Genomic DNA, 20,812 nt, shown 5'->3' on the forward strand with positions numbered 1-20,812 from the left:
ACCCATGGAATATCTGTTAGAACTCGCCGCCAGCCCCGCCGCCTGGGTTGCTTTGGCCACACTGGTGGTGATGGAAATCGTGCTCGGCATCGATAACCTGATCTTTATTTCGATCCTGACCAACAAGCTGCCCGTGCAGCATCGGCAGAAGGCGCGGCGCATCGGTATCGGCATGGCGCTGATTCTGCGTCTGGCTCTGTTGAGCACCATCGCCTTTATCGTGCAGTTGACCGAACCTGTGATCGAAATCATGGGCCAGGCGTTCTCCTGGAAGGACATGATCCTGATTGCCGGTGGTCTGTTCCTGGTGTGGAAAGCCACGACCGAGATCCATCACAGCATGGACCCGGCGCCGGAAGACCCGAAATCCGCGACGTCGACCGTGACCCTGGGTTTTGCGGCTGCGATCGGTCAGATCCTGATGCTGGACATGGTGTTCTCCATCGACAGCATCATTACTGCGGTGGGCATGACTGAGCACTTGCCGATCATGGTGATCGCGGTGGTGGTGTCGGTGATGGTGATGTTGTTCGCGGCTGAGCCGCTGGCCAAGTTCATCAACGACAACCCGACGGTGGTGATGCTGGCGCTGGGCTTCCTGATCATGATCGGCATGACGCTGATCGCCGAAGGCTTCGGCGCCCACGTACCGAAAGGTTATGTGTACGCGGCCATGGCCTTCTCGGCAGCGATTGAGGTGCTGAACATGATGTCGCGCCGGGCAAGACAGAAGAAGCTGGCTGAGCAGGCGTAAACCGTAACAAATAAAAAGGCCGGCTGGACTTCAGGAGTTCAGCCGGCCTTTTTGCCTTTTGCCTTATGTAGGAGCTGCCGAAGGCTGCGATCTTTTGATCTTCAAAGTCAAAAGATCGCAGCCTTCGGCAGCTCCTACAGAGGTTTACGTCAACTGACCGATCAGTGCGCAGTCGCGTGGCGGGTACGGTGCTTTTCAGGCTTGTGAGCCGAGGCGGATTCGACCGGGTGGTGATGGCGCCGCGCGATTCGCAGCACGCCCCACAACATGGCGCTGGCCACGGCCAGCCAGCCGGCTATCAACATTACGATGGTCATGGTCAGGCTCATCAGTGCCTCCTCTTTGCCCTGCATCGGGCACACACTTTTTCAACTCGCTCTGTTTCAGTGACAGTCTAGACAATGGGGTGTTTCAGACTATTGACCAAAGGTCGGTAATGACCAATCAGTTCGCTCTATGCAAACGATCGGTCTGCGGTTTAAGGCTATACCGCAGGCGTGAGCCGCCCTATGATCGCAGGCGTTGCCGGAACACGATGACCGGCGTCTGATGAGAGTGACGATGGTGCAGGTATTTTCTCGATTGCGAGGGGCGTTGCTGATGGCCGGTTGCGTGGCCGTGTTGGCGGGGTGTGCGGGCAGTGTGGCCCCGCAGGTCAAGCGTCTGCCGGAACGGGTCGAACTCAGCGGCACGTTCTATCGCGGCGAAGCCAATCAAAGTGGTCCGCAAGTGCTGGCCAGCCTGTTGTCGCAGCAGGGCATCATGATCACCCCGGGCCTGCTGGAAAAACCGTTGCATCTGCCGGATGCACAAGAGCAGTTGCAGCAGAACCTGCAGAGCCTGGCTCGCGATTACGGCATGGTGGTCTATCCGCTGGACAAGAATTTGCCTGCCCTGTTGACCCAGGTCGCGGCAGGTTATCCGGTAATGGTGCGCTTCAGTGAAGGCTCGGCGTTCTGGGCCGAACCGCGTTACGCGATCCTTTCCGGGTATGACCGGTTGAAACAGAAGGTGCTGTTGCGCGCCGGAATGAATCGCCGCGAACTGATGAGCTTCAGCTCCTTTGAATCGGCGTTCGAAAAATCAGGCGGCTGGGCGGTGCTGATCCAGAAACCGTCGCAGATTCCCGCCGAGGTTGATCGCCAGCGCTGGCTCGCCGCAGCGGATGAGCTGGCGCAGGCCGGGCAGGAACGTGAAGCGGCGCAAGCCAAAAAGGCTCTGGCCGCACATTAAGGCTCCGTTCGTCATCTGCCGGGCACCCTCACGCTCGGCAGGCCTCTCACTGATAGAGCCCGAATGTGCGGGTGAATCAGGAGGCGAGCATGGCAGATTCCCCATCCCCGAAAGGCCCACACTCAAGCGAGCATTCGTCCGGTCATGATCTGGGTTTCGATCCGGATTCACCGGATCTCGACGATCCACAGGTCGACCCCGTCGGCCCGGCCAAGGCGCCGAAAGACGTGGAACCCGGCGAAGACAGCAAGCGTCCGGCCAAACCTTACGATCCTTTGGCTGACTTGAAACCGTGAAGTGAGGTGCGTATGAGTACCGATTCAAGTTTCGACGATAAACATCCCGACAGTGTGCCGACCACGCCTGAAGAGGAGGTGGATCCGGTACTGGACCCGGACAGCCCGCTGCGGGATCCGCTGGCCCGGCCTAATGTGCTGACGCCAGATCCGAGCGCTGGCGACGGCATTCCTGATGACGACAAAATGCCGTTACCCAATGATTGAATAACGGGTTTTTAAAGACTGGCTAATAACCTCTGTGGCGAGGGAGCAAGCTCCCTCGCCACAGTTGGGTATTTCGGTTACTTCGAGGCTTCGACCACGCCGCTCTGGCGTGCCTTGAGGTTCTTCTGAGCCTTGTATTGTTGAGCCACTGCCGGAACGTTGGCGCTCCGGCCGGTTTCCATCCAGCTGCGGATACGGCTCGCATCGGCAAAATGCGTGTACTTGCCGAACGCATCGAGAATCACCAGGGCAACCGGGCGGTTGCTCATCCGCGTCACCAGCACCAGGCAATGACCCGCCGGGTTGGTGAAGCCGGTTTTGGTGATCTTGATGTCCCAGTCGGCCTTGTTCACCAAGTGATCGGTATTGCGGAAACCCAAGGTGTAATTGGGTTTGCGGAACGCTACGGTTTTTTCCTTGGTGGTGGTCAGCTCGCTGAGGATCGGATGCTTGCTCGCCGCCACCAGCAGTTTGGCTAGATCGCGTGCAGTGGACACGTTGCGTTCCGACAGTCCGGTCGGCTCGACATAGTGAGTGTTGGTCATGCCCAGCGCTTTGGCTTTGGCGTTCATCGCCGCGATGAACGCGGCGTAACCACCGGGATAGTGATGCGCGAGGCTGGCGGCCGCACGGTTCTCCGAGGACATCAGGGCAATCAGCAGCATCTCGCGACGCGGCAATTCGCTCTTCAGTTTGACTCGGGAGAATACGCCTTTCATCTCCGGCGTATGGCTGATGTCGACGTCGATCCATTCGTCCATGTTCTGGTGCGCTTCAACCACCACCAGTCCGGTCATCAGTTTGCTCACCGAGGCGATCGGCACGATCACATCCGGGTTGCTCGAATAGATGACTTTATTGGTCTGCAAATCCATAAGCAGGGCGCTGCCGGAGGCGATCTTCAGTTGTGAAGCGTCGCGTGGCGCGGCGGTAGTTTCTGCGGCGTTGACCGTTGGCGTGACGAATGTGCCTGCAACAGCAAATAACAGGCTCAGGATCGAAAGACGAATTTTCACGCGGGCGAACTCATAAAGGTTGGATATTCCGTTAGTTTGTAACGGGTTATTTCTTCAAAGCGTCGCATTCTAGAAGTATGGCTGAAGATCTGTCGATGGTTGTTTGAATGACCTGAAAATCTCGTGAAAAGGCCTGTAAAAAGAGGGGTTTCCGGCGAACGGTTAGTGTTTTTTCTCAGATACAAAAAACCCCGCAAAAGGCGGGGTTCTTTTATTGCGGAAAAGCGTCTCAGGCGTGCAGGGTTTCTGCCGCGTAGAGGGTGTTTTCCAGCAGGCAGGCACGGGTCATCGGGCCAACGCCGCCCGGAACCGGAGTGATCCAGCCGGCGCGGGGCAGGGCGGTTTCGTATACCACGTCACCGACCAGTTTGCCGTCGTCCTGACGGTTGATGCCGACGTCGATGACGATCGCACCTTCCTTGATCCACTCGCCCTTGACCAGACCCGGCTTGCCGGCGGCGACCACCACCAGATCGGCGCGACCAACATGCCCGGCCAGGTCCTTGGTGAAACGGTGGGTGACGGTCACGGTGCAACCGGCCAGCAGCAGCTCCATCGCCATCGGACGACCGACGATGTTGGACGCGCCAACCACCACCGCATCCAGACCATAAAGATCCACGCCGGTGCTTTCCAGCAAGGTCATGATGCCTTTTGGCGTGCACGGCCGCAGCAGCGGAATGCGCTGGGCCAGGCGGCCGACGTTATAAGGGTGGAAGCCGTCGACGTCTTTGTCCGGGCGAATGCGCTCCAGCAGTTTGGAGGCGTCCAGGTGCTCGGGCAGCGGCAGTTGCAGCAGCACGCCGTCGATGGCCGGGTCGTCGTTGAGGCGATCGATCAGATCGGTCAGCGCTTCTTGAGTGGTGTCGGAAGGCAGGTCGTAGGCTTGAGAGAGGAAGCCAACCTCTTCACAGTCTTTACGCTTGTGCGAGACATAAACCTGAGAGGCAGGATCGCTGCCGACCAGGATCACCGCGAGGCCGGGAGTGCGCAGGCCTTGCTGGCGACGCTCGGCAACTCGTTGGGCGATCTGCTGGCGCAGGCTGGCGGCGATCGATTTGCCGTCGATTAGTTGTGCAGTCATTGCGCGTGATTAACCATCGAGAGGGGAAAAAAAGAGAACGCATTCTCGCATGTCAGACGGTGAGGGCAAAGGCGCTTGGTCAGCAAATTCCCCTAACTCCTTTAATTAAATGAATTTTTTTCAAAAAGGATTTGACGACCTTGGGAGCGCTCTATACTATTCGTCGCACTTGTCGGGCACAGCCTAGCACTGGTTAAGAAGGTTGAGCGGAATTAGCGTTCTGCGAAGCTGGAAAGCATTTAGTTTGTAGTCCTCCAAGAGTACAGATTAATAAGGCGCCCGTAGCTCAGCTGGATAGAGCATCCGCCTTCTAAGCGGATGGTCGCAGGTTCGAGTCCTGCCGGGTGCGCCATTAGGCAGCTTTGGCACAAGTAGCGCGATATGGTGGGCGTAGCTCAGTTGGTAGAGCACGGGATTGTGACTCCCGTTGTCGTGGGTTCGATCCCCATCGTCCACCCCATATTTCGAAAGGCGCCAGATGTAACAGTCTGGCGCCTTTGCTTTAAAAAGCTTCATCTGCGGATGTGGTGGAATTGGTAGACACACTGGATTTAGGTTCCAGCGCCGCGAGGCGTAAGAGTTCGAGTCTCTTCATCCGCACCAATTAAAGCTTCATTCATGCCGAAGGCCTGATGAAGTTCAGCAAAGAAGTTGAATGGCTTTTTTGTGACGCAATATGGTGGGCGTAGCTCAGTTGGTAGAGCACGGGATTGTGACTCCCGTTGTCGTGGGTTCGATCCCCATCGTCCACCCCATATTTCGAAAGGCGCCAGATTTAACAGTCTGGCGCCTTTTTTGTTTTACGGCTGGTGGTTTGTCGCGCAGCGTTTCGGGTCGAAGGGCAGGGCATTTCGTCGTGTTCAGCGGCTTGCTGCCAGCGTGCCGACCGCCGGCCATGTTCGCGGGATCAGCCGTCAGGGAGATGGCTCGCGGTCTCTTCTATATATATAGAAGCGGTTGAACAGAGCCCTGGCGTGATGGTCTTTATTCGTCTTCGGGGTGGAGTGCATTGCTGCATTCACACCTATAAATGGCCTGCTGTTTTTTTACCCGTTTTCAGTAGGGTGACTTCTTGAGTTTGACCCACTAGAATGCATGCCCTTGATTCTGGGGTCGGAAACGGCCGGCTAACGTCTGTGCAACGAGGAATATCCATGCAAGTTTCTGTTGAAAATACTACTGCTCTTGAGCGCCGCATGAGCGTCACCGTGCCGGCTGAGCGCATTGAGAGCCAGGTCAACAAGCGTCTGCAGCAGACTGCCCAAAAGGCCAAGATTGCTGGCTTCCGTCCAGGCAAAGTGCCAATGAGCGAAATCAAGCGCCGTTTCGGTGCTGACGCTCGTCAGGAAGCTGTTGGTGATGTCATCCAGTCCTCCTTCTACGAAGCCGTGGTTGAGCAGAAGCTGAACCCTGCCGGTTCGCCTTCGATCGAGCCGAAGTCGCTGGAAGCTGGCAAGGACCTGGAATACGTAGCCGTATTCGAAGTGTTCCCTGAGTTCACCGTTGCCGGTTTCGACGGCATCACTGTCGAGCGCCTGAGCGCTGAAGTGGCTGACGCCGATCTGGACAAGATGCTGGACATCCTGCGCAAGCAGAACACCCGTTTCGAAGTGGCCGATCGCGCTGCTCAGAACGAAGACCAGCTGAACATCGATTTCGTTGGCAAGGTTGACGGCGAAGTGTTCGCTGGCGGCTCCGCCAAGGGTACTCAGCTGGTGCTGGGTTCCGGCCGCATGATTCCGGGCTTCGAAGAAGGCCTGGTGGGTGCTAAAGCGGGCGAAGAGCGCGTTCTGAACCTGACCTTCCCTGAGGACTATCAGAACCTGGACCTGGCCGGCAAAACCGCCGAGTTCACCGTGACTGTAAACACCGTTTCCGAGCCAAAGCTGCCAGAGCTGAACGAAGAGTTCTTCGCTCAATTCGGCATCAAGGAAAGCGGCATCGACGGTTTCCGCACCGAAGTTCGCAAGAACATGGAGCGTGAGCTGCGTCAGGCCATCAAGTCCAAGGTAAAAAATCAGGTAATGGACGGTCTGCTGGCCACCAACCCGATCGAAGTGCCAAAGGCTCTGCTGTCCAACGAAGTCGACCGTCTGCGCGTGCAGGCTGTTCAGCAGTTCGGTGGCAACATCAAGCCTGACCAACTGCCGGCCGAGCTGTTCGAAGAGCAAGCCAAGCGCCGCGTGGTGCTGGGTCTGATCGTGGCTGAAGTGGTCAAGCAATTCGACCTCAAGCCTGACGAAGCCCGCGTTCGCGAAATGATTCAGGAAATGGCTTCGGCTTATCAAGAGCCTGAGCAGGTTGTGTCCTGGTACTACAAGAACGAGCAGCAACTGAACGAAGTTCGTTCGGTTGTGCTGGAAGAACAAGTTGTGGATACTGTTCTGCAGAAAGCTAGCGTGACCGACAAATCGGTCTCTTACGAAGAAGCGGTCAAGCCGGTAGAAGCTCCACAAGCCGACTGATTGTTTTTGCGTTAAGAAGTGCTCACATAAGCCAGCTCTCGAGCTGGCTTATGCGTATTCAAGACATAACTATTTGGGAGTGACTGCAGAGCATGTTCCGTAATTCGTATATTCAGCAGAACTCTGATATCCAGGCCGCAGGCGGCCTGGTTCCGATGGTTGTCGAGCAATCTGCTCGTGGCGAACGCGCCTATGACATCTACTCGCGCCTGCTCAAGGAGCGAGTGATCTTTCTGGTTGGTCCGGTAGAGGACTACATGGCCAACCTGATCTGCGCGCAACTGCTGTTCCTTGAAGCGGAAAACCCGGACAAGGACATCCATCTCTATATCAACTCCCCGGGCGGTTCGGTGACAGCGGGCATGTCGATCTACGACACCATGCAGTTCATCAAACCCAACGTATCGACCACTTGCATCGGCCAGGCCTGCAGCATGGGCGCTTTCCTGCTGACCGCAGGTGCTCCAGGCAAGCGTTTCTGCCTGCCGAACTCGCGTGTGATGATTCACCAGCCACTGGGTGGTTTCCAGGGCCAGGCTTCGGATATCGAAATCCATGCCAAGGAAATCCTCTTCATTCGCGAGCGCCTGAACACGCTGATGGCCAAGCACAGCGGTCGCACTCTGGAAGAAATCGAGCGCGATACCAACCGCGACAACTTCATGAGTGCAGAAGCTGCGAAGGAATACGGCCTGATCGACGAAGTCATCAACCAGCGTCCTGCGTAAAATAAGCAGCTCAAAATAAGGTGGGTCGGCAGGTCCGACCACCAGCGGGCTTGAAAAAGCCCGCAATAGCCTTCATCTTGTGTTGCAAGCCTATCGGATTTGGATCGAACGAATGACTGACACCCGCAACGGCGAGGACAACGGCAAGCTGCTCTATTGCTCCTTCTGTGGCAAAAGCCAGCATGAAGTGCGCAAATTGATTGCCGGCCCCTCGGTCTTTATCTGCGACGAGTGCGTCGACCTGTGCAATGACATCATCCGCGAGGAGGTGCAGGAAGCACAGGCCGAAAGCAGCGCGCATAAATTGCCTTCGCCTAAAGAAATCAGCGGCATCCTTGACCAGTATGTAATCGGTCAGGAGCGTGCGAAAAAGGTTCTGGCCGTAGCGGTGTACAACCACTACAAGCGCCTGAATCAGCGTGACAAGAAGGCTGACGACGTCGAACTCGGCAAGAGCAACATCCTGCTGATCGGCCCGACAGGCTCCGGTAAAACCCTGCTGGCCGAAACACTGGCCCGCCTGCTGAACGTTCCGTTCACCATCGCCGACGCAACTACCCTCACCGAGGCCGGTTACGTAGGTGAAGATGTCGAGAACATCATTCAGAAACTGCTGCAAAAGTGCGATTACGACGTGGAAAAGGCACAGATGGGCATTGTCTACATCGACGAAATCGACAAGATTTCCCGCAAGTCCGACAACCCGTCGATCACCCGCGATGTTTCCGGTGAAGGCGTGCAGCAGGCCTTGCTCAAGTTGATCGAAGGCACGGTCGCTTCCGTCCCGCCGCAAGGTGGTCGCAAGCATCCGCAGCAGGAGTTCCTGCAGGTCGACACCCGTAACATCCTGTTCATCTGCGGTGGTGCGTTCTCCGGTCTGGAAAAGGTTATTCAAAACCGTTCCACCAAGGGCGGCATCGGTTTCAACGCAGAAGTGCGCAGCAAGGAAGAAGGCAAGAAGGTCGGTGAATCCCTGCGTGAAGTCGAGCCTGACGATCTGGTCAAGTTCGGTCTGATCCCGGAATTCGTCGGTCGTCTGCCGGTTCTTGCGACGCTGGACGAGCTGGATGAGGCTGCGCTGATGCAGATCCTCACCGAGCCGAAAAATGCTCTGACCAAACAGTATGCCAAGCTGTTCGAGATGGAAGGCGTGGATCTGGAATTCCGGACCGACGCACTGAAATCGGTCGCCAAGCGTGCCCTGGAGCGTAAAACCGGTGCCCGTGGCCTGCGCTCGATTCTCGAAGGTGTGCTGCTCGACACGATGTACGAAATCCCTTCGCAGTCCGAAGTGAGTAAAGTCGTCATCGATGAAAGCGTGATTGAAGGCAAGTCCAAGCCACTGTATATCTACGAAAACAGTGAGCCGACGGCCAAGGCAGCGCCGGACGCGTAAGCGTCCACACTGCCGGAACAAAGAAGGGGCCTTCGGGCCTCTTTTTTTTTATGTCGTTTTTTACATCCGCTTTGCGCTTGTTTTTTTTCAAGGCAGCCCCCATCTTGGTTTCAAGTTTAATTCCATCTGATTACGGCCATATGGCCGCCGTAGAGGCGAAATCATGAAGACAACCATCGAATTGCCTCTCCTGCCATTGCGTGATGTCGTGGTTTATCCGCACATGGTTATCCCGCTGTTCGTGGGGCGCGAGAAATCCATCGAAGCCCTCGAGGCCGCGATGACGGGCGACAAGCAGATCCTGCTGCTGGCCCAGAGAAACCCGGCTGACGATGATCCCGGTGAAGACGCTCTCTATCGCGTAGGTACTATCGCCACTGTATTGCAGCTGCTGAAGCTGCCGGACGGCACCGTCAAGGTTCTGGTCGAAGGTGAGCAGCGCGGCGCTGTAGAGCGCTTCAGCGAAGTCGACGGGCATTGCCGCGCCGAAGTCTCGCTGATCGACGAAGTCGACGCCGCCGAGCGTGAATCCGAAGTGTTCGTGCGTAGCCTGCTGTCGCAGTTCGAACAATATGTGCAGTTGGGCAAGAAAGTCCCGGCTGAAGTCCTGTCTTCGCTCAACAGCATCGATGAGCCTGGCCGCCTGGTCGACACCATGGCCGCGCACATGGCGCTGAAAATCGAGCAAAAGCAGGAAATCCTCGAAATCATCGATCTGTCGGCCCGGGTCGAGCACGTGCTCGCCTTGCTGGATGCCGAGATCGATCTGCTGCAAGTTGAAAAACGCATTCGCGGCCGCGTCAAAAAGCAAATGGAGCGCAGCCAGCGCGAGTACTACCTGAATGAGCAGATGAAGGCCATTCAGAAAGAGCTGGGCGACGGTGACGAAGGTCACAATGAAATCGAAGAGCTGAAAAAGCGCATCGATGCCGCCGGCCTGCCGAAAGATGCCCTGGCCAAGGCCACCGCCGAGCTGAACAAGCTCAAGCAAATGTCGCCGATGTCCGCTGAAGCCACCGTGGTGCGCTCCTATATCGACTGGCTGGTGCAGGTGCCGTGGAAGGCGCAAAGCAAGGTACGCCTCGACTTGGCGCGTGCTGAAGCTATTCTCGATGCCGATCACTACGGTCTCGAAGAGGTCAAGGAGCGCATCCTTGAATACCTCGCCGTGCAGAAGCGCGTGAAGAAGATCCGTGGCCCGGTGTTGTGCCTGGTGGGTCCTCCTGGCGTGGGTAAAACCTCGCTGGCAGAGTCGATTGCCCACGCCACCAACCGTAAATTCGTGCGCATGGCCCTGGGTGGCGTGCGTGACGAGGCGGAAATTCGTGGCCACCGTCGGACTTACATCGGTTCGATGCCGGGAAGATTGATTCAAAAGATGACAAAAGTGGGAGTACGCAACCCGCTGTTCCTGCTCGATGAAATCGACAAAATGGGCAGCGACATGCGTGGCGACCCGGCGTCGGCGTTGCTGGAAGTGCTCGATCCGGAGCAGAACCACAACTTCAACGATCACTATCTGGAAGTCGATTACGATTTGTCCGATGTGATGTTCCTGTGCACCTCGAACTCGATGAACATCCCGCCGGCACTGCTGGACCGGATGGAAGTCATTCGTCTGCCGGGCTACACCGAAGACGAAAAGATCAACATTGCCGTCAAGTACCTGTCGCCCAAGCAGATCGCCGCTAATGGTCTGAAGAAGGGCGAGCTGGAATTCGACGAGGAAGCGATTCGCGACATCATCCGTTACTACACCCGTGAAGCCGGTGTGCGTGGCCTCGAACGTCAGATCGCCAAAGTCTGCCGCAAGGCCGTGAAAGAGCATGCGCTGGAAAAACGCTTCTCGGTAAAAGTGACAGCAGACCTGCTGGAGCATTTCCTCGGCGTACGTAAATTCCGCTACGGTCTGGCAGAGCAACAGGATCAGATTGGTCAGGTGACTGGCCTGGCGTGGACTCAGGTGGGCGGCGAATTGCTGACTATCGAGGCGGCTGTAGTGCCGGGTAAAGGTCAGCTGATCAAGACCGGTTCGCTGGGCGATGTAATGGTCGAATCGATCACTGCCGCGCTGACCGTTGTGCGCAGCCGTGCCAAAAGCCTGGGCATTCCTCTGGACTTCCACGAGAAGCGCGACACCCACATTCACATGCCGGAAGGGGCGACCCCGAAAGACGGTCCTAGCGCTGGTGTGGGCATGTGCACGGCATTGGTGTCGGCCTTGACCGGGATTCCGGTGCGCGCCGATGTTGCCATGACCGGTGAGATCACGTTGCGTGGTCAGGTACTTGCGATTGGTGGTCTGAAGGAAAAACTGCTCGCGGCTCATCGCGGCGGAATCAAGATTGTGATTATTCCGGAAGAAAACGTGCGCGATCTGAAGGAGATTCCTGACAATATCAAGCAGGATCTGCAGATTAAACCGGTTAAATGGATTGACGAGGTCCTGCAAATTGCGCTGCAATACGCGCCGGAGCCCTTGCCGGATGTGGCTCCGGAGATAGTTTCCAAGGACGAAAAACGTGAGTCTGATTCAAAGGAAAGAATTAGCACGCATTAATACGTTTTTGCCTGGGTGGCTTCCTTGACAGCTTTTTAGAGCCCTTGTTATAAAGCGGCTCTTAAGTGTCTGTAGGCCATTCAGCACTCGTTTTTGCTTTCACCAAAAAACTTAGAATCATCTCAAAATAGATATAAGGGGACTTAGAGTGAACAAGTCGGAACTGATTGATGCTATCGCTGCATCCGCTGATATCCCGAAAGCTGCTGCTGGCCGTGCGCTGGACGCTGTGATCGAATCCGTCACTGGCGCTCTCAAGGCTGGCGACTCCGTTGTTCTGGTTGGTTTCGGCACTTTCTCCGTGACTGATCGTCCAGCTCGCGTTGGTCGTAACCCACAGACCGGCAAGACGCTGCAAATCGCTGCTGCTAAAAAGCCAGGTTTCAAAGCCGGTAAAGCACTGAAAGAAGCTGTTAACTAAGTTAGTTTGTTTCAGGTTTTTACCCATCCGGGTCGGGGTCATGCCTGACTTGGCAGCGGAGCGGTAGAGCAGGTCGCTGGAACAGCCGCCTGTAACGCCGGGATCGAGGGTTCGAGCCCTGTCCGCTCCGCCAGTTACGAGAAGGCGCATCCTCGGATGCGCCTTTCTTCTATCCGGATTCTACCCACGCTCCACGGTTGCCAAATTTTTGAAGTTCAACCGTTTCTGGGGGACGCATGCTGCAGAATATCAGGGACAATTCACAAGGCTGGATTGCCAAGACCATTATCGGGGTCATCGTTGCACTGATGGCTCTGACCGGTTTCGACGCCATTTTCCAGGCCACGACGCATACCAACGATGCGGCCAAGGTCAATGGTGAAGAAATCAGCCAGAACGAGCTGAGCCAGGCCGTTGACATGCAACGCCGTCAGCTGATGCAACAGCTGGGCAAGGACTTCGATGCTTCCTTGCTTGACGAAAAAATGCTCCGCGAATCGGCCCTCAAGGGTCTGATCGATCGCAAGCTGCTGCTGCAAGGCGCAGAACAGTCGAAATTCGCTTTCTCCGAAGGCGCACTGGATCAGGTGATCCTGCAGACTCCTGAATTCCAGGTGGACGGCAAGTTCAGCTCCGAGCGCTTCGACCAGGTGATTCGTCAACTGGGCTACACCCGCATGCAATTCCGCCAGATGCTGGCTCAGGAAATGCTGATCGGTCAGTTGCGCGCCGGTGTTGCCGGCAGCGGCTTTGTTACCGACGCCGAAGTGCTGGCCTTTGCCCGTCTGGAAAAACAGACCCGCGATTTCGCCTCGCTGAACGTCAAGGCCGATGCGGCCGCGGTCAAGCTGACTGACGATGAGGTCAAGGCTTACTACGACGAGCACGCCAAGGAGTTCATGACCCCTGAGCAAGTGGTTGTCGATTATGTCGAGCTGAAGAAGTCCTCGTTCTTCGACCAGGTTGCGGTCAAGGACGAAGACCTGCAGGCGGCGTATCAGAAAGAGATCGCCAACCTGTCGGAACAGCGTCGAGCGGCGCACATTCTGATCGAAGTCAACGACAAGACCACCGACGCTCAGGCCAAGGCGAAGATCGAAGAAGTCCAGGCGCGTCTGGCCAAGGGCGAGAAATTCGAAGCGCTGGCCAAGGAGTTCTCGCAGGATCCGGGTTCGGCCAATAATGGCGGTGACCTCGGTTTCGCCGGTCCTGGCGTTTACGATCCTGCCTTCGAAAAAGCCCTGTACTCGTTGAACAAGGATCAGGTATCCGAGCCGGTGCGTACCGATTTCGGTTACCACCTGATCAAGCTGCTGGGTGTTGAAGCGCCGGAAGTTCCGACCTTGGCCAGCCTGAAAGACAAGCTGACCCGCGAGCTGAAGACTCAACAGGTCGAGCAGCGTTTTGTCGAGGCAACCAAGCAACTGGAAGATTCGGCGTTCGAAGCGTCTGACCTGGCTCAGCCTGCGGCAGATCTGAAACTGACTGTGCACACCTCCAAGCCGTTCGGCCGTGAAGGTGGTGAAGGCATTGCGGCCAACCGTGCTGTGGTGACCGCTGCGTTCAGCCAGGAAGTGCTGGAAGAAAACGCCAACAGCACCGGCATCGAGCTGGATCCGGAAACCGTGGTTGTCCTGCGTGCCAAGGAGCATCTGAAGCCCGAGCAACTGCCGCTGGAAGCAGTCAACACCTCGATTCGTGCCCAGTTGACCAAAGAGCATGCCAGCGCTGCGGCCAAGACCAAGGCTGACCAGTTGATCGCCAGTCTGCGTGATGGCAAGACTCCGCTGGACAAGGCAGTTGATGGCCAGAGCTGGAAGGTTGTGACGGCGGCGACTCGTGCTCAGGAAGGGGTTGACCCGACTGTGCTGCAGGCGTTGTTCCGTATGCCGAAGCCGGCGGCCAAGGGCAAGCCGACGTTCAGCAGCGTGACCTTGCAGGACGGTAGTCTGATGATTGTGCGTCTGGACGGTGTGAATGAAGCGGTAGCGCCGACTGATGAAGAGAAGGCGCAGTACCGTCGTTTCCTTGCTTCGCGTGAAGGTCAGCAGGATTTTGCGGCGTTGCGTAAGCAGTTGGAGAGTCAGGCGGACATCAAGCGGTATTGATGGTTGACTGAGTGGTAACTGGAATGCCCCGATCTTATGGTCGGGGTTTTTTTTTATGGTTGAGATTTGGGTGTATATCCGTTACTTCGGGTGCTGCGGCTGGCGGTTTCGCTCTTACAGCGAGTCACTTTTGCAGACGCCGGAATGCCGGCCCAGCCAAAAGTAACCAAAACGCTTGGCCCCGGCGTACGGCCCTCGCTTAGGCTCGGGTTCCTTCGTTGCGGGGTTCATCCGGGCGCATCGCCTCCGGTTTGCTTCGCTGCACCTCCTCTCGATGCATTTGGCTTCGCCAAACGGTCGCTGCGCTCCCACCCCCGGATAAACCCCTTCACTCAGCCTGCCGATGGGGCCGGCACGGCAAGATCAAGAGCTTTCGGCGAGCTGACACTCGGCCATTTGAGTGGTGAAGAGCATGCGTTCGGCTTTTGCGCTTCTGTGGGAGCTGGCCTGCTGGCGATGGCGGCCTACGAGCCGACCTGTCTCTAACTGACTATCCGCAGATCAATTGTGGGAGCTGGCTTGCCAGCGAAGACGGCCGACTAGCCGCCCGGCCCCTTACAGACAAACATCCCAATCACACAAACCCATAGCCCCGCGCCCTGAGTACCGCACTCAAGGTCAAAACCAGCAATCCCACAACAATCCACGGAAAAACCCCAACCCCCAGACTCCCCAGCAGCAAACCACCCGCCAAACCACCCCCGGCAATCCCGACATTCCACAGGGTCACCAGCATCGACTGGGCCGTATCGGCAGCTTCTCCAGCGGTTTTCGCCGAGGCAGTCTGCAGCAGCGAAGGCATCGCACCGAACGCCAGGCCCCACACGGCGACGGCGATGTAGACCACGGTCGCCGAGTCTCGCCACAGGCCCAAGGCGATGGCGGAGAGCATGAACAGCAGCGTGCTGATCAGCATCAGCTCGCGCAGCCAGTGATCGATCAGGCTGCCGACGATCCACAGGCTCAGCACTGAGGCGAGGCCGAACACCAGCAGCACCCGGTCGATGTCGCTGGCCAGTCCCGACGGTTGCAGGAATGGTGCGATGTAGGTGTACAGCAGGTTGTGGGCGATCACGTAGGTCAAGGTTACGAAGAGCACTGAGCGTACGCCGGGCAGGGTGAAGACCTGACGCAGAGGCAGGCGTTTTCCTGCGCGTTCTCCGGCAAAGTCCGGCACTTGCCAGCGTACCCAGATCACCAGCAACAGCGTCAGCGCAGTCATGATGGCGAAGCTCAGGCGCCAGCCGACCAGTGTGCCGAGCAGTGTTCCCGCCGGGATGCCCAGCGACAGCGCCAGCGGCGCGCCGAGCATGGCGACGGTGATCGCGCGGCCTTGCAGGTGTGGGGCGACCATACGGCTGGCGTAGCCTGCCAGCAACGCCCACAGCAGCCCGGCAAATATCCCGGCGAGCAAGCGTGCGGTCAACGTCAGCCAGTACCACTCCGACACGGCGGTGATGCTGTTGGCGATGGCGAAGCCGCCGATGGCTGACAGCAGCAATGGTCGGCGACGCCAGCTGCGGGTGGCGATGGTCAGCGGAATGGCGGCGAGCATCGAGCCAATCGCGTATAGGGTAACCAGTTGCCCGATCAGTGCCTGCGAGACATTCAGCCCCGCGCTCATTTGTGGCAGCAGGCCGGCGGGCATGGCTTCGGTCAGCACCGTGATGAAGCCGGCGGTGGCCAGGGCCAGCAGAGCGCCGAGGGGTAATCGTTCGCGGGTGTCGACTGGCTGGGTGAGGACCGAGGAGGCCAGTTGTGCGTCGTTCATGAGTCAGCGTCCATGTGCCGAAGTGGGTGAAGGCCTTAGGCTAGGGCGCTGCGCACTGGAGAAAAATGGGTTACGGTTCCGAACATATCGGACACGGATGTCGTGAATCGGAGGGGTGGAATGGACAGTCTGGGCAGTATTTCGGTGTTTGTGCAGGTCGCCGAGACCCGCAGCTTTACCGAGGCGGGGCGGCTGCAGGGCGTGTCGGCTTCAGCGGTGGGCAAAAGTATCGCCCGGCTGGAGGCGAGGCTCGGCGTGCGGCTGTTTCATCGCACCACCCGCAGCATCACCCTGACCAGCGAGGGCGCGCTTTTTCTTGCACGCTGTCGCAAAATTCTTGCCGAGGTGGAAGCCGCCGAGTTCGAACTCTGCGATTCCGCATCCCAGCCCCATGGCAAACTGCGCATCAGCCTGCCGCAGGTGCACGGCCTGGTGATGCCGGTGATGAATGAGTTCATGGCGCTGTACCCGCAGATCGAGCTGGATCTGGACCTGACCGATCGCATGGTCGATGTGGTGGAGGAGGGCTTCGATGCGGTGATTCGTACCGGTCAGCCACGAGATTCACGGCTGATGGCGCGGCCCTTGGGCGAGTTTCACATGGTGCTGGTGGCGAGCCCGCTGTATCTGCAGCAGCGCGGCGTACCGCAAATCCCCGCCGATCTGGCGGAGCACGCCTGCTTGCGGCACACCTTTCATGCCACCGGCAAGCTGGAGCCGTGGCCATTGATTGGCGAGGAGGGCGCGCCGGAGCCGAGGTTGCCGACGCGGCTGGTCACCACCTCCATCGAAGCCGTCAATCATGCGGCCCTGGCAGGGATGGGTATCGCCTGCCTGCCGGATTTCATGACCCATGAGGACGTAGCGCAGGGGCGCTTGCAGCGGGTGCTGGATGCGCATCTGCAACACATCGGTCAGTTCTGGGTGTTGTGGCCGTCCAGCCGCCATGCCACGGCCAAATTGCGCGTCTTCATCGATCACTTGGCGCGGCGACTTTTTCCGGTGAACAAGGGTCAATAGGGTTGTAACGGCTTTAAGACACAATCCATGCGCCGCAGGGCCAAGTTCTGTTGCACAATACGCCCCGGACTGTTTTTCCTCAGGATGTTCAATGTTGATTTCAATTCCCATGCGTGTCTTTGGGTTGGCGCTGTTGTTGACCGCTGTTGCTGGCTGTTCGAAGGACAAGCCGATCTATGAGCATGAGAACTTCGATGATTCCGGCACGTTCTCGCGCAATTATCCGGTGGCCGATACCGCGAGTTGCGAGGCGGCCCGTCGTGCGTTGCTCAGCCAGGGCTACATCATCACCAGCAGTGACCCGAAACTGGTCAGTGGCCACAAGAGTTTCCAGCAGACCGGGGAAACCCACCTGGAAATCAGCTTCAACGTGGTATGTGCCGAAGATGGCAGTGCCAAGCACCATGCCACGGTGTTCGCCAATGCCCTGCAGGATCGCTACGCGCTGAAGAAGACCAACAACTCCGCCAGCCTCGGGGTGGGGGTGTTGGGTTCGGTATCGATGCCGATCGGTTCGTCGGACGATTCGATGGTCAAGGTTGCCAGCGAAACCGTGACTTCGCAGAAATTCTACGAGCGGTTCTTCACTCTGGTTGAGTTGTTCCTGCCGGCAGATGCGAAGAAAGCCGCGCACATCGAAGAAAAACCCAAAACCGATCTCGGTGTGCCGGAGCCCAAGCCTGCCGCTGCAGCGCCGGCGACGTCTTCAACACCTGCGCCGGCAGCAGAGACAGCGCCTGCGCCGCAGCCAGCCGGGATTGTCGAGCCTGCCCAGACCACGACGCCGGCAGCCCCGGCAGCGACCCCGGCGCCGGCCCAGGTTGCGCCGACCCCAACGGGTTCCGAGCCGGTAGTGCCGCCGGCCGAGTCAGCGCCGATTACCCCGGCACCGAGCGCAGAGCCTGCACCGGCCACCGAAACGATCACGCCGCCGGCCAACCCGACCAATATCCCGCCGCCGTCCGAGCCGATTCCGGCAATGCAGTAAGCCGCGCCGGGTTTTCCTGTGGGAGCGGGCTTGCTCGCGAATACGGAGTGTCAGTCCATGTACATGGCGACTGACACTGCGCTTTCGCGAGCAAGCCCGCTCCCACATTTGTTTTGTGGTGTACTTAAATCTCGTTACATTCCCCCGACAAAAATCCTGCGATAAATTCCTGACCACCTGCTACGTTTTATTCATGAAGGCTGGATGTCACTTTTCCTTCATACGGGCACGATAGGCTCGAGGCACTGGTCAGTTGGCCGGGCTATTTTCAAGCGGGCAGCAGGGGGATGACACGATGGACGACTATCAAGAAGAACTGCTCGAATACCAGGCGTATGAACTGGATCAGCCAGAGCCGGCCGAAGACGCCACCGAGCTGTAAGGTGTCAGGCGGTTTTGCGGTGACTGCGGCGAAACTCGCCGGGGGTCTGGCCGCTCCAGCGCTTGAAGGCGCGTTGAAACGCCTCGGCTGAAGCAAAGCCCAGCAGGTAGGCAATTTCGCCGAACGCCAGTTCGGTGTCGCGGATGTAGGTCATCGCCAGATCACGGCGGGTGTCGTTGAGGATCGCGCGAAACTGTGTGCCTTCCTCCGCCAGTTTGCGGCGCAAGGTCCAGGTTGGCAGCTTCAGGCGCGCCGCCACTTCTTCCAGGTCGGGTTCCCGGCCACCATTGAGTAATGGCCCCAACAGCTGAGTAATGCGTTCACGCAGGCTGCGGGTGCGGGTCAATTGCTCCAGTTCCCGTTCACACAACGCGAGCAAATGCTTCCAGGTACTCGGGCAGTGCTCGGGGTTGCGCAGCGCAAGGCTGTTCAGGCTCAGGCGCAATTGATTGCGCTCAGCGCCGAACTGGATCGGGCAGTCGCCCAGTGCGCTGTAGGCGTCGCGATAGTCCGGCGCGTCAAATTCGATCTCGATGCGTTCGGCGCGCAGTGGCTCGCGCCCGACGCTGGACAACTGATGCAGCCAGCCGGCGATGATCGAATCCACCACAAAGCGGTTATAGGCGTTGTACGGACTGATCGAATAGAAGCGCAGCCACGCGCCATGGGCGTCTTCATGAAAACTCGACTGGCCGCGATAGTTGGAGCCGTACAGCGGCTCGAAGCGGATCAGGCAGCGGGCCGCCTCGCGCACGGTCGGCGCTTGTGCGGCGGTGATCCCGGCCAGCCCAGCCTGACTCAAACGGCTGAGCTGGCCCATGCGCAGGCCCAGCGCCGGATCGCCGGTCAACTGGATCGCGCTGTGCCCCAGACGCATGTAGCGCGGAATCGACAACCGCGCGCCGGCCTCGGCCAGTCGCGCGGCATCCAGACCATATTGTTCAAGCAGTGATTGCGGATCAGCGCCGTGGCTGCGCACCGCATCGGCCAGGCTGTGAACGAAGCCTATCGACAGATCCCCAAGGCGCATCGGCAGCGGCTTCATGTCTTACAACCAGACGTTCAGCAGGCGCGCGCCACGGGCTTCGCCGTCGGCGAATTGCTGGCCGTTGCTGCTGAGGAAGCTTTGCCCCGAGCCGGGCTTGTCCCAGAATTGGCCGCGCAGGAACACACTCATGCCGGCAATCGCACGGCTGCTCGGCGGTTGCGCGGTCAGCGTCAGGCGATGCCACGCCTGACCTTCACTGATTTCCCCGGGCTTGAGGCTGACCGACCCCGGCGTACTCGAACCCTTGTAGCCGGCCCACGGCTGATTCCAGGCGTCGTGACCGACGACGAAGGCGGGCACCGCTACCAGTTGTGCGCCATGCTCGTCGAGTTGGCGATAGTTGTCGGGGTACCAACTGTCGCTGCCGATCAGCACACCCAAACGCCCGGCCGGGGTCTCGACCACGTTGATCGCGTGGGCGTCTTCGCTATCGAGGATGTCGCGCTGTTCGAAGATCGGGTGCATCTGCCGCTGGGGCTGGCCCAGCGGCACGCCATCACGACCGAACACCACGCTGCTGTTGAACAGCGCGCCGCTGCCGGGCTTGAGCTGGCCATCGCGAATGCTCGGTTCGGGCAGGACGATGGAGCCGGCCACCAGCGTCACCTGGAATTCCTTGGCAAGACCACCGAACAACGCTTGGTAGTCCTTGGCCATGGCCTTGGACTTCATGCGCAGGTGCGCGTCGTTCAGGCGGTTATCGCCCTTGGCGGTGAGCCAGGCGCGGGCGAACAGCAGCGGGTTGCTCGCCGCCAGCCAGTTCATGGCTTCGGCGAGGGTAGGGGCCTGATACAGCTCGTCTTTTTCGCCGCTGATCATCAGCCAGGTACCGACATGCTCGGGCAGCACCACCACGGTTTTTTCGTTCAGCAACCCCTGATCCTGCGCTTGCTGTAAATAGGCCGCGAGCTTGCGATGCAGGCGTTCCGGGCTTTGGTAGTCGGTGGGAAACAGTTCCGGCTGGATGCCCAGCAAATTGCCACGGTCGGATGGGGTGCCCTGATCGACCGCCAGTTTGATCCGCAGGTCCGACAGATAATGCCCCGCCGGCCGGTCCGCCGCCCACATGGCGTAGGTGGTCAGGGCGGCAACGATAGCCATGGAGAAAAACAGATACAGAAGTTTGCGCATGAAAACCAACAACAACCGGGTACAGGGTGTGGCGACTAGGGTAGGGCGCATGCCTGCGCTTGCCAAGGGGCGCTGCGCATTTGGATCAATAAGTTGTCAGTTTCGGTCATTGAGTGACAGCAGTGCGACTCTTAGTCTGTCGAACATGACTGACGGGGGACGCAGAGCTCCCGCAATTTCCGTGATTGCTCGTTGTGGAGTTAC

The 20,812-nt window shown here is 58.4% G+C and carries 19 protein-coding genes and 4 tRNA genes; 17 read left to right on the plus strand and 6 right to left on the minus strand.

Going from position 1 to position 20,812, the window contains the following annotated elements; translation table 11 throughout:
* Positions 1-4 precede the first annotated feature (4 nt).
* Positions 5-754, plus strand: a complete 750-nt coding sequence (locus tag AC1RBR_RS10100) for a TerC family protein (RefSeq protein WP_095138792.1) — start codon at positions 5-7, stop codon at positions 752-754.
* 161 nt (positions 755-915) lie between these two features.
* On the opposite strand, the gene AC1RBR_RS10105 is transcribed toward AC1RBR_RS10100, so the two are convergent.
* Entirely contained in the window at positions 916-1,083 is a 168-nt protein-coding gene (locus AC1RBR_RS10105; RefSeq protein WP_177440021.1) for a hypothetical protein, read from the minus strand.
* A gap of 232 nt (positions 1,084-1,315) precedes the next feature.
* Between AC1RBR_RS10105 and AC1RBR_RS10110 the strand changes: the two genes are divergently transcribed.
* The 3 genes from AC1RBR_RS10110 (at position 1,316) to AC1RBR_RS10120 (ending at position 2,490) form a co-directional block, all read left to right on the plus strand.
* On the plus strand, positions 1,316-1,987 hold the full coding sequence (locus AC1RBR_RS10110; protein WP_115985627.1) for a peptidase C39 family protein: 672 nt from the start codon (positions 1,316-1,318) through the stop codon (positions 1,985-1,987).
* A gap of 89 nt (positions 1,988-2,076) precedes the next feature.
* Positions 2,077-2,283 (plus strand): DUF6021 family protein, encoded by a 207-nt coding sequence (locus AC1RBR_RS10115; RefSeq protein ID WP_007965370.1) that lies wholly within the window; start codon positions 2,077-2,079, stop codon positions 2,281-2,283.
* A 12-nt stretch (positions 2,284-2,295) separates the two neighbouring features.
* Positions 2,296-2,490, plus strand: coding sequence for a hypothetical protein (locus tag AC1RBR_RS10120; protein ID WP_115985625.1), 195 nt, complete (start codon positions 2,296-2,298; stop codon positions 2,488-2,490).
* Between the two features lie 77 nt (positions 2,491-2,567).
* Here the strand turns inward: AC1RBR_RS10120 and pbpG are convergent, their stop codons facing one another.
* On the minus strand, positions 2,568-3,506 hold the full coding sequence (pbpG, locus tag AC1RBR_RS10125; protein ID WP_253150723.1) for a D-alanyl-D-alanine endopeptidase: 939 nt from the start codon (positions 3,504-3,506) through the stop codon (positions 2,568-2,570).
* A gap of 229 nt (positions 3,507-3,735) precedes the next feature.
* Positions 3,736-4,590, minus strand: coding sequence for a bifunctional methylenetetrahydrofolate dehydrogenase/methenyltetrahydrofolate cyclohydrolase FolD (gene folD / locus AC1RBR_RS10130; protein ID WP_041074114.1), 855 nt, complete (start codon positions 4,588-4,590; stop codon positions 3,736-3,738).
* Positions 4,591-4,865: 275 nt separating this feature from the next.
* Here folD and AC1RBR_RS10135 point away from each other — a divergent pair.
* From AC1RBR_RS10135 to AC1RBR_RS10180, 10 genes are all read left to right on the plus strand, one after another.
* A tRNA-Arg gene (locus AC1RBR_RS10135) sits at positions 4,866-4,942 on the plus strand.
* Positions 4,943-4,974: 32 nt separating this feature from the next.
* Positions 4,975-5,050 (plus strand) — tRNA-His (locus AC1RBR_RS10140).
* A gap of 58 nt (positions 5,051-5,108) precedes the next feature.
* Positions 5,109-5,193: transfer RNA gene (locus AC1RBR_RS10145), tRNA-Leu, on the plus strand.
* 76 nt (positions 5,194-5,269) lie between these two features.
* Positions 5,270-5,345, plus strand: a tRNA-His gene (locus AC1RBR_RS10150).
* 399 nt (positions 5,346-5,744) lie between these two features.
* Positions 5,745-7,055: a trigger factor gene (tig, locus tag AC1RBR_RS10155; protein ID WP_492564144.1), complete on the plus strand. Its 1,311-nt coding sequence runs from the start codon at positions 5,745-5,747 to the stop codon at positions 7,053-7,055.
* Positions 7,056-7,147: 92 nt separating this feature from the next.
* Entirely contained in the window at positions 7,148-7,783 is a 636-nt protein-coding gene (clpP, locus tag AC1RBR_RS10160; RefSeq protein WP_007951559.1) for an ATP-dependent Clp endopeptidase proteolytic subunit ClpP, read from the plus strand.
* A gap of 112 nt (positions 7,784-7,895) precedes the next feature.
* Entirely contained in the window at positions 7,896-9,179 is a 1,284-nt protein-coding gene (gene clpX / locus AC1RBR_RS10165; protein ID WP_003223632.1) for an ATP-dependent Clp protease ATP-binding subunit ClpX, read from the plus strand.
* Positions 9,180-9,342: 163 nt separating this feature from the next.
* Complete coding sequence (gene lon, locus AC1RBR_RS10170) at positions 9,343-11,739, plus strand: endopeptidase La (RefSeq protein ID WP_492564146.1); 2,397 nt, start codon at positions 9,343-9,345, stop codon at positions 11,737-11,739.
* A 148-nt stretch (positions 11,740-11,887) separates the two neighbouring features.
* Complete coding sequence (locus AC1RBR_RS10175) at positions 11,888-12,160, plus strand: HU family DNA-binding protein (RefSeq protein WP_008077714.1); 273 nt, start codon at positions 11,888-11,890, stop codon at positions 12,158-12,160.
* A gap of 236 nt (positions 12,161-12,396) precedes the next feature.
* On the plus strand, positions 12,397-14,268 hold the full coding sequence (locus AC1RBR_RS10180) for a SurA N-terminal domain-containing protein (RefSeq protein WP_492564148.1): 1,872 nt from the start codon (positions 12,397-12,399) through the stop codon (positions 14,266-14,268).
* A gap of 574 nt (positions 14,269-14,842) precedes the next feature.
* Here the strand turns inward: AC1RBR_RS10180 and AC1RBR_RS10185 are convergent.
* Positions 14,843-16,039, minus strand: coding sequence for an MFS transporter (locus AC1RBR_RS10185; protein WP_492564150.1), 1,197 nt, complete (start codon positions 16,037-16,039; stop codon positions 14,843-14,845).
* Positions 16,040-16,159: 120 nt separating this feature from the next.
* On the opposite strand from AC1RBR_RS10185, the gene AC1RBR_RS10190 reads away from it, so the two are divergent.
* The 3 genes from AC1RBR_RS10190 to AC1RBR_RS10200 all read left to right on the plus strand — a co-directional run bounded on the left by AC1RBR_RS10190 (position 16,160) and on the right by AC1RBR_RS10200 (position 18,429).
* The gene (locus AC1RBR_RS10190) at positions 16,160-17,059 is read left to right on the plus strand and encodes a LysR family transcriptional regulator (protein ID WP_492564152.1); all 900 of its coding nucleotides are present in this window, start codon (positions 16,160-16,162) and stop codon (positions 17,057-17,059) included.
* Positions 17,060-17,150: 91 nt separating this feature from the next.
* The gene (locus tag AC1RBR_RS10195; RefSeq protein ID WP_492564154.1) at positions 17,151-18,047 is read left to right on the plus strand and encodes a DUF2242 domain-containing protein; all 897 of its coding nucleotides are present in this window, start codon (positions 17,151-17,153) and stop codon (positions 18,045-18,047) included.
* A gap of 253 nt (positions 18,048-18,300) precedes the next feature.
* Positions 18,301-18,429, plus strand: a complete 129-nt coding sequence (locus tag AC1RBR_RS10200; RefSeq protein WP_492564156.1) for a hypothetical protein — start codon at positions 18,301-18,303, stop codon at positions 18,427-18,429.
* A 4-nt stretch (positions 18,430-18,433) separates the two neighbouring features.
* Here AC1RBR_RS10200 and AC1RBR_RS10205 read toward each other — a convergent pair whose 3' ends face one another.
* Entirely contained in the window at positions 18,434-19,474 is a 1,041-nt protein-coding gene (locus AC1RBR_RS10205) for an AraC family transcriptional regulator (protein ID WP_492564158.1), read from the minus strand.
* A 3-nt stretch (positions 19,475-19,477) separates the two neighbouring features.
* Positions 19,478-20,608, minus strand: coding sequence for a nitrilase-related carbon-nitrogen hydrolase (locus AC1RBR_RS10210; RefSeq protein WP_492564160.1), 1,131 nt, complete (start codon positions 20,606-20,608; stop codon positions 19,478-19,480).
* Positions 20,609-20,812 lie beyond the last annotated feature (204 nt).

The sequence above is a fragment of the Pseudomonas sp. GW823-FHT01D03 genome (assembly GCF_058798255.1).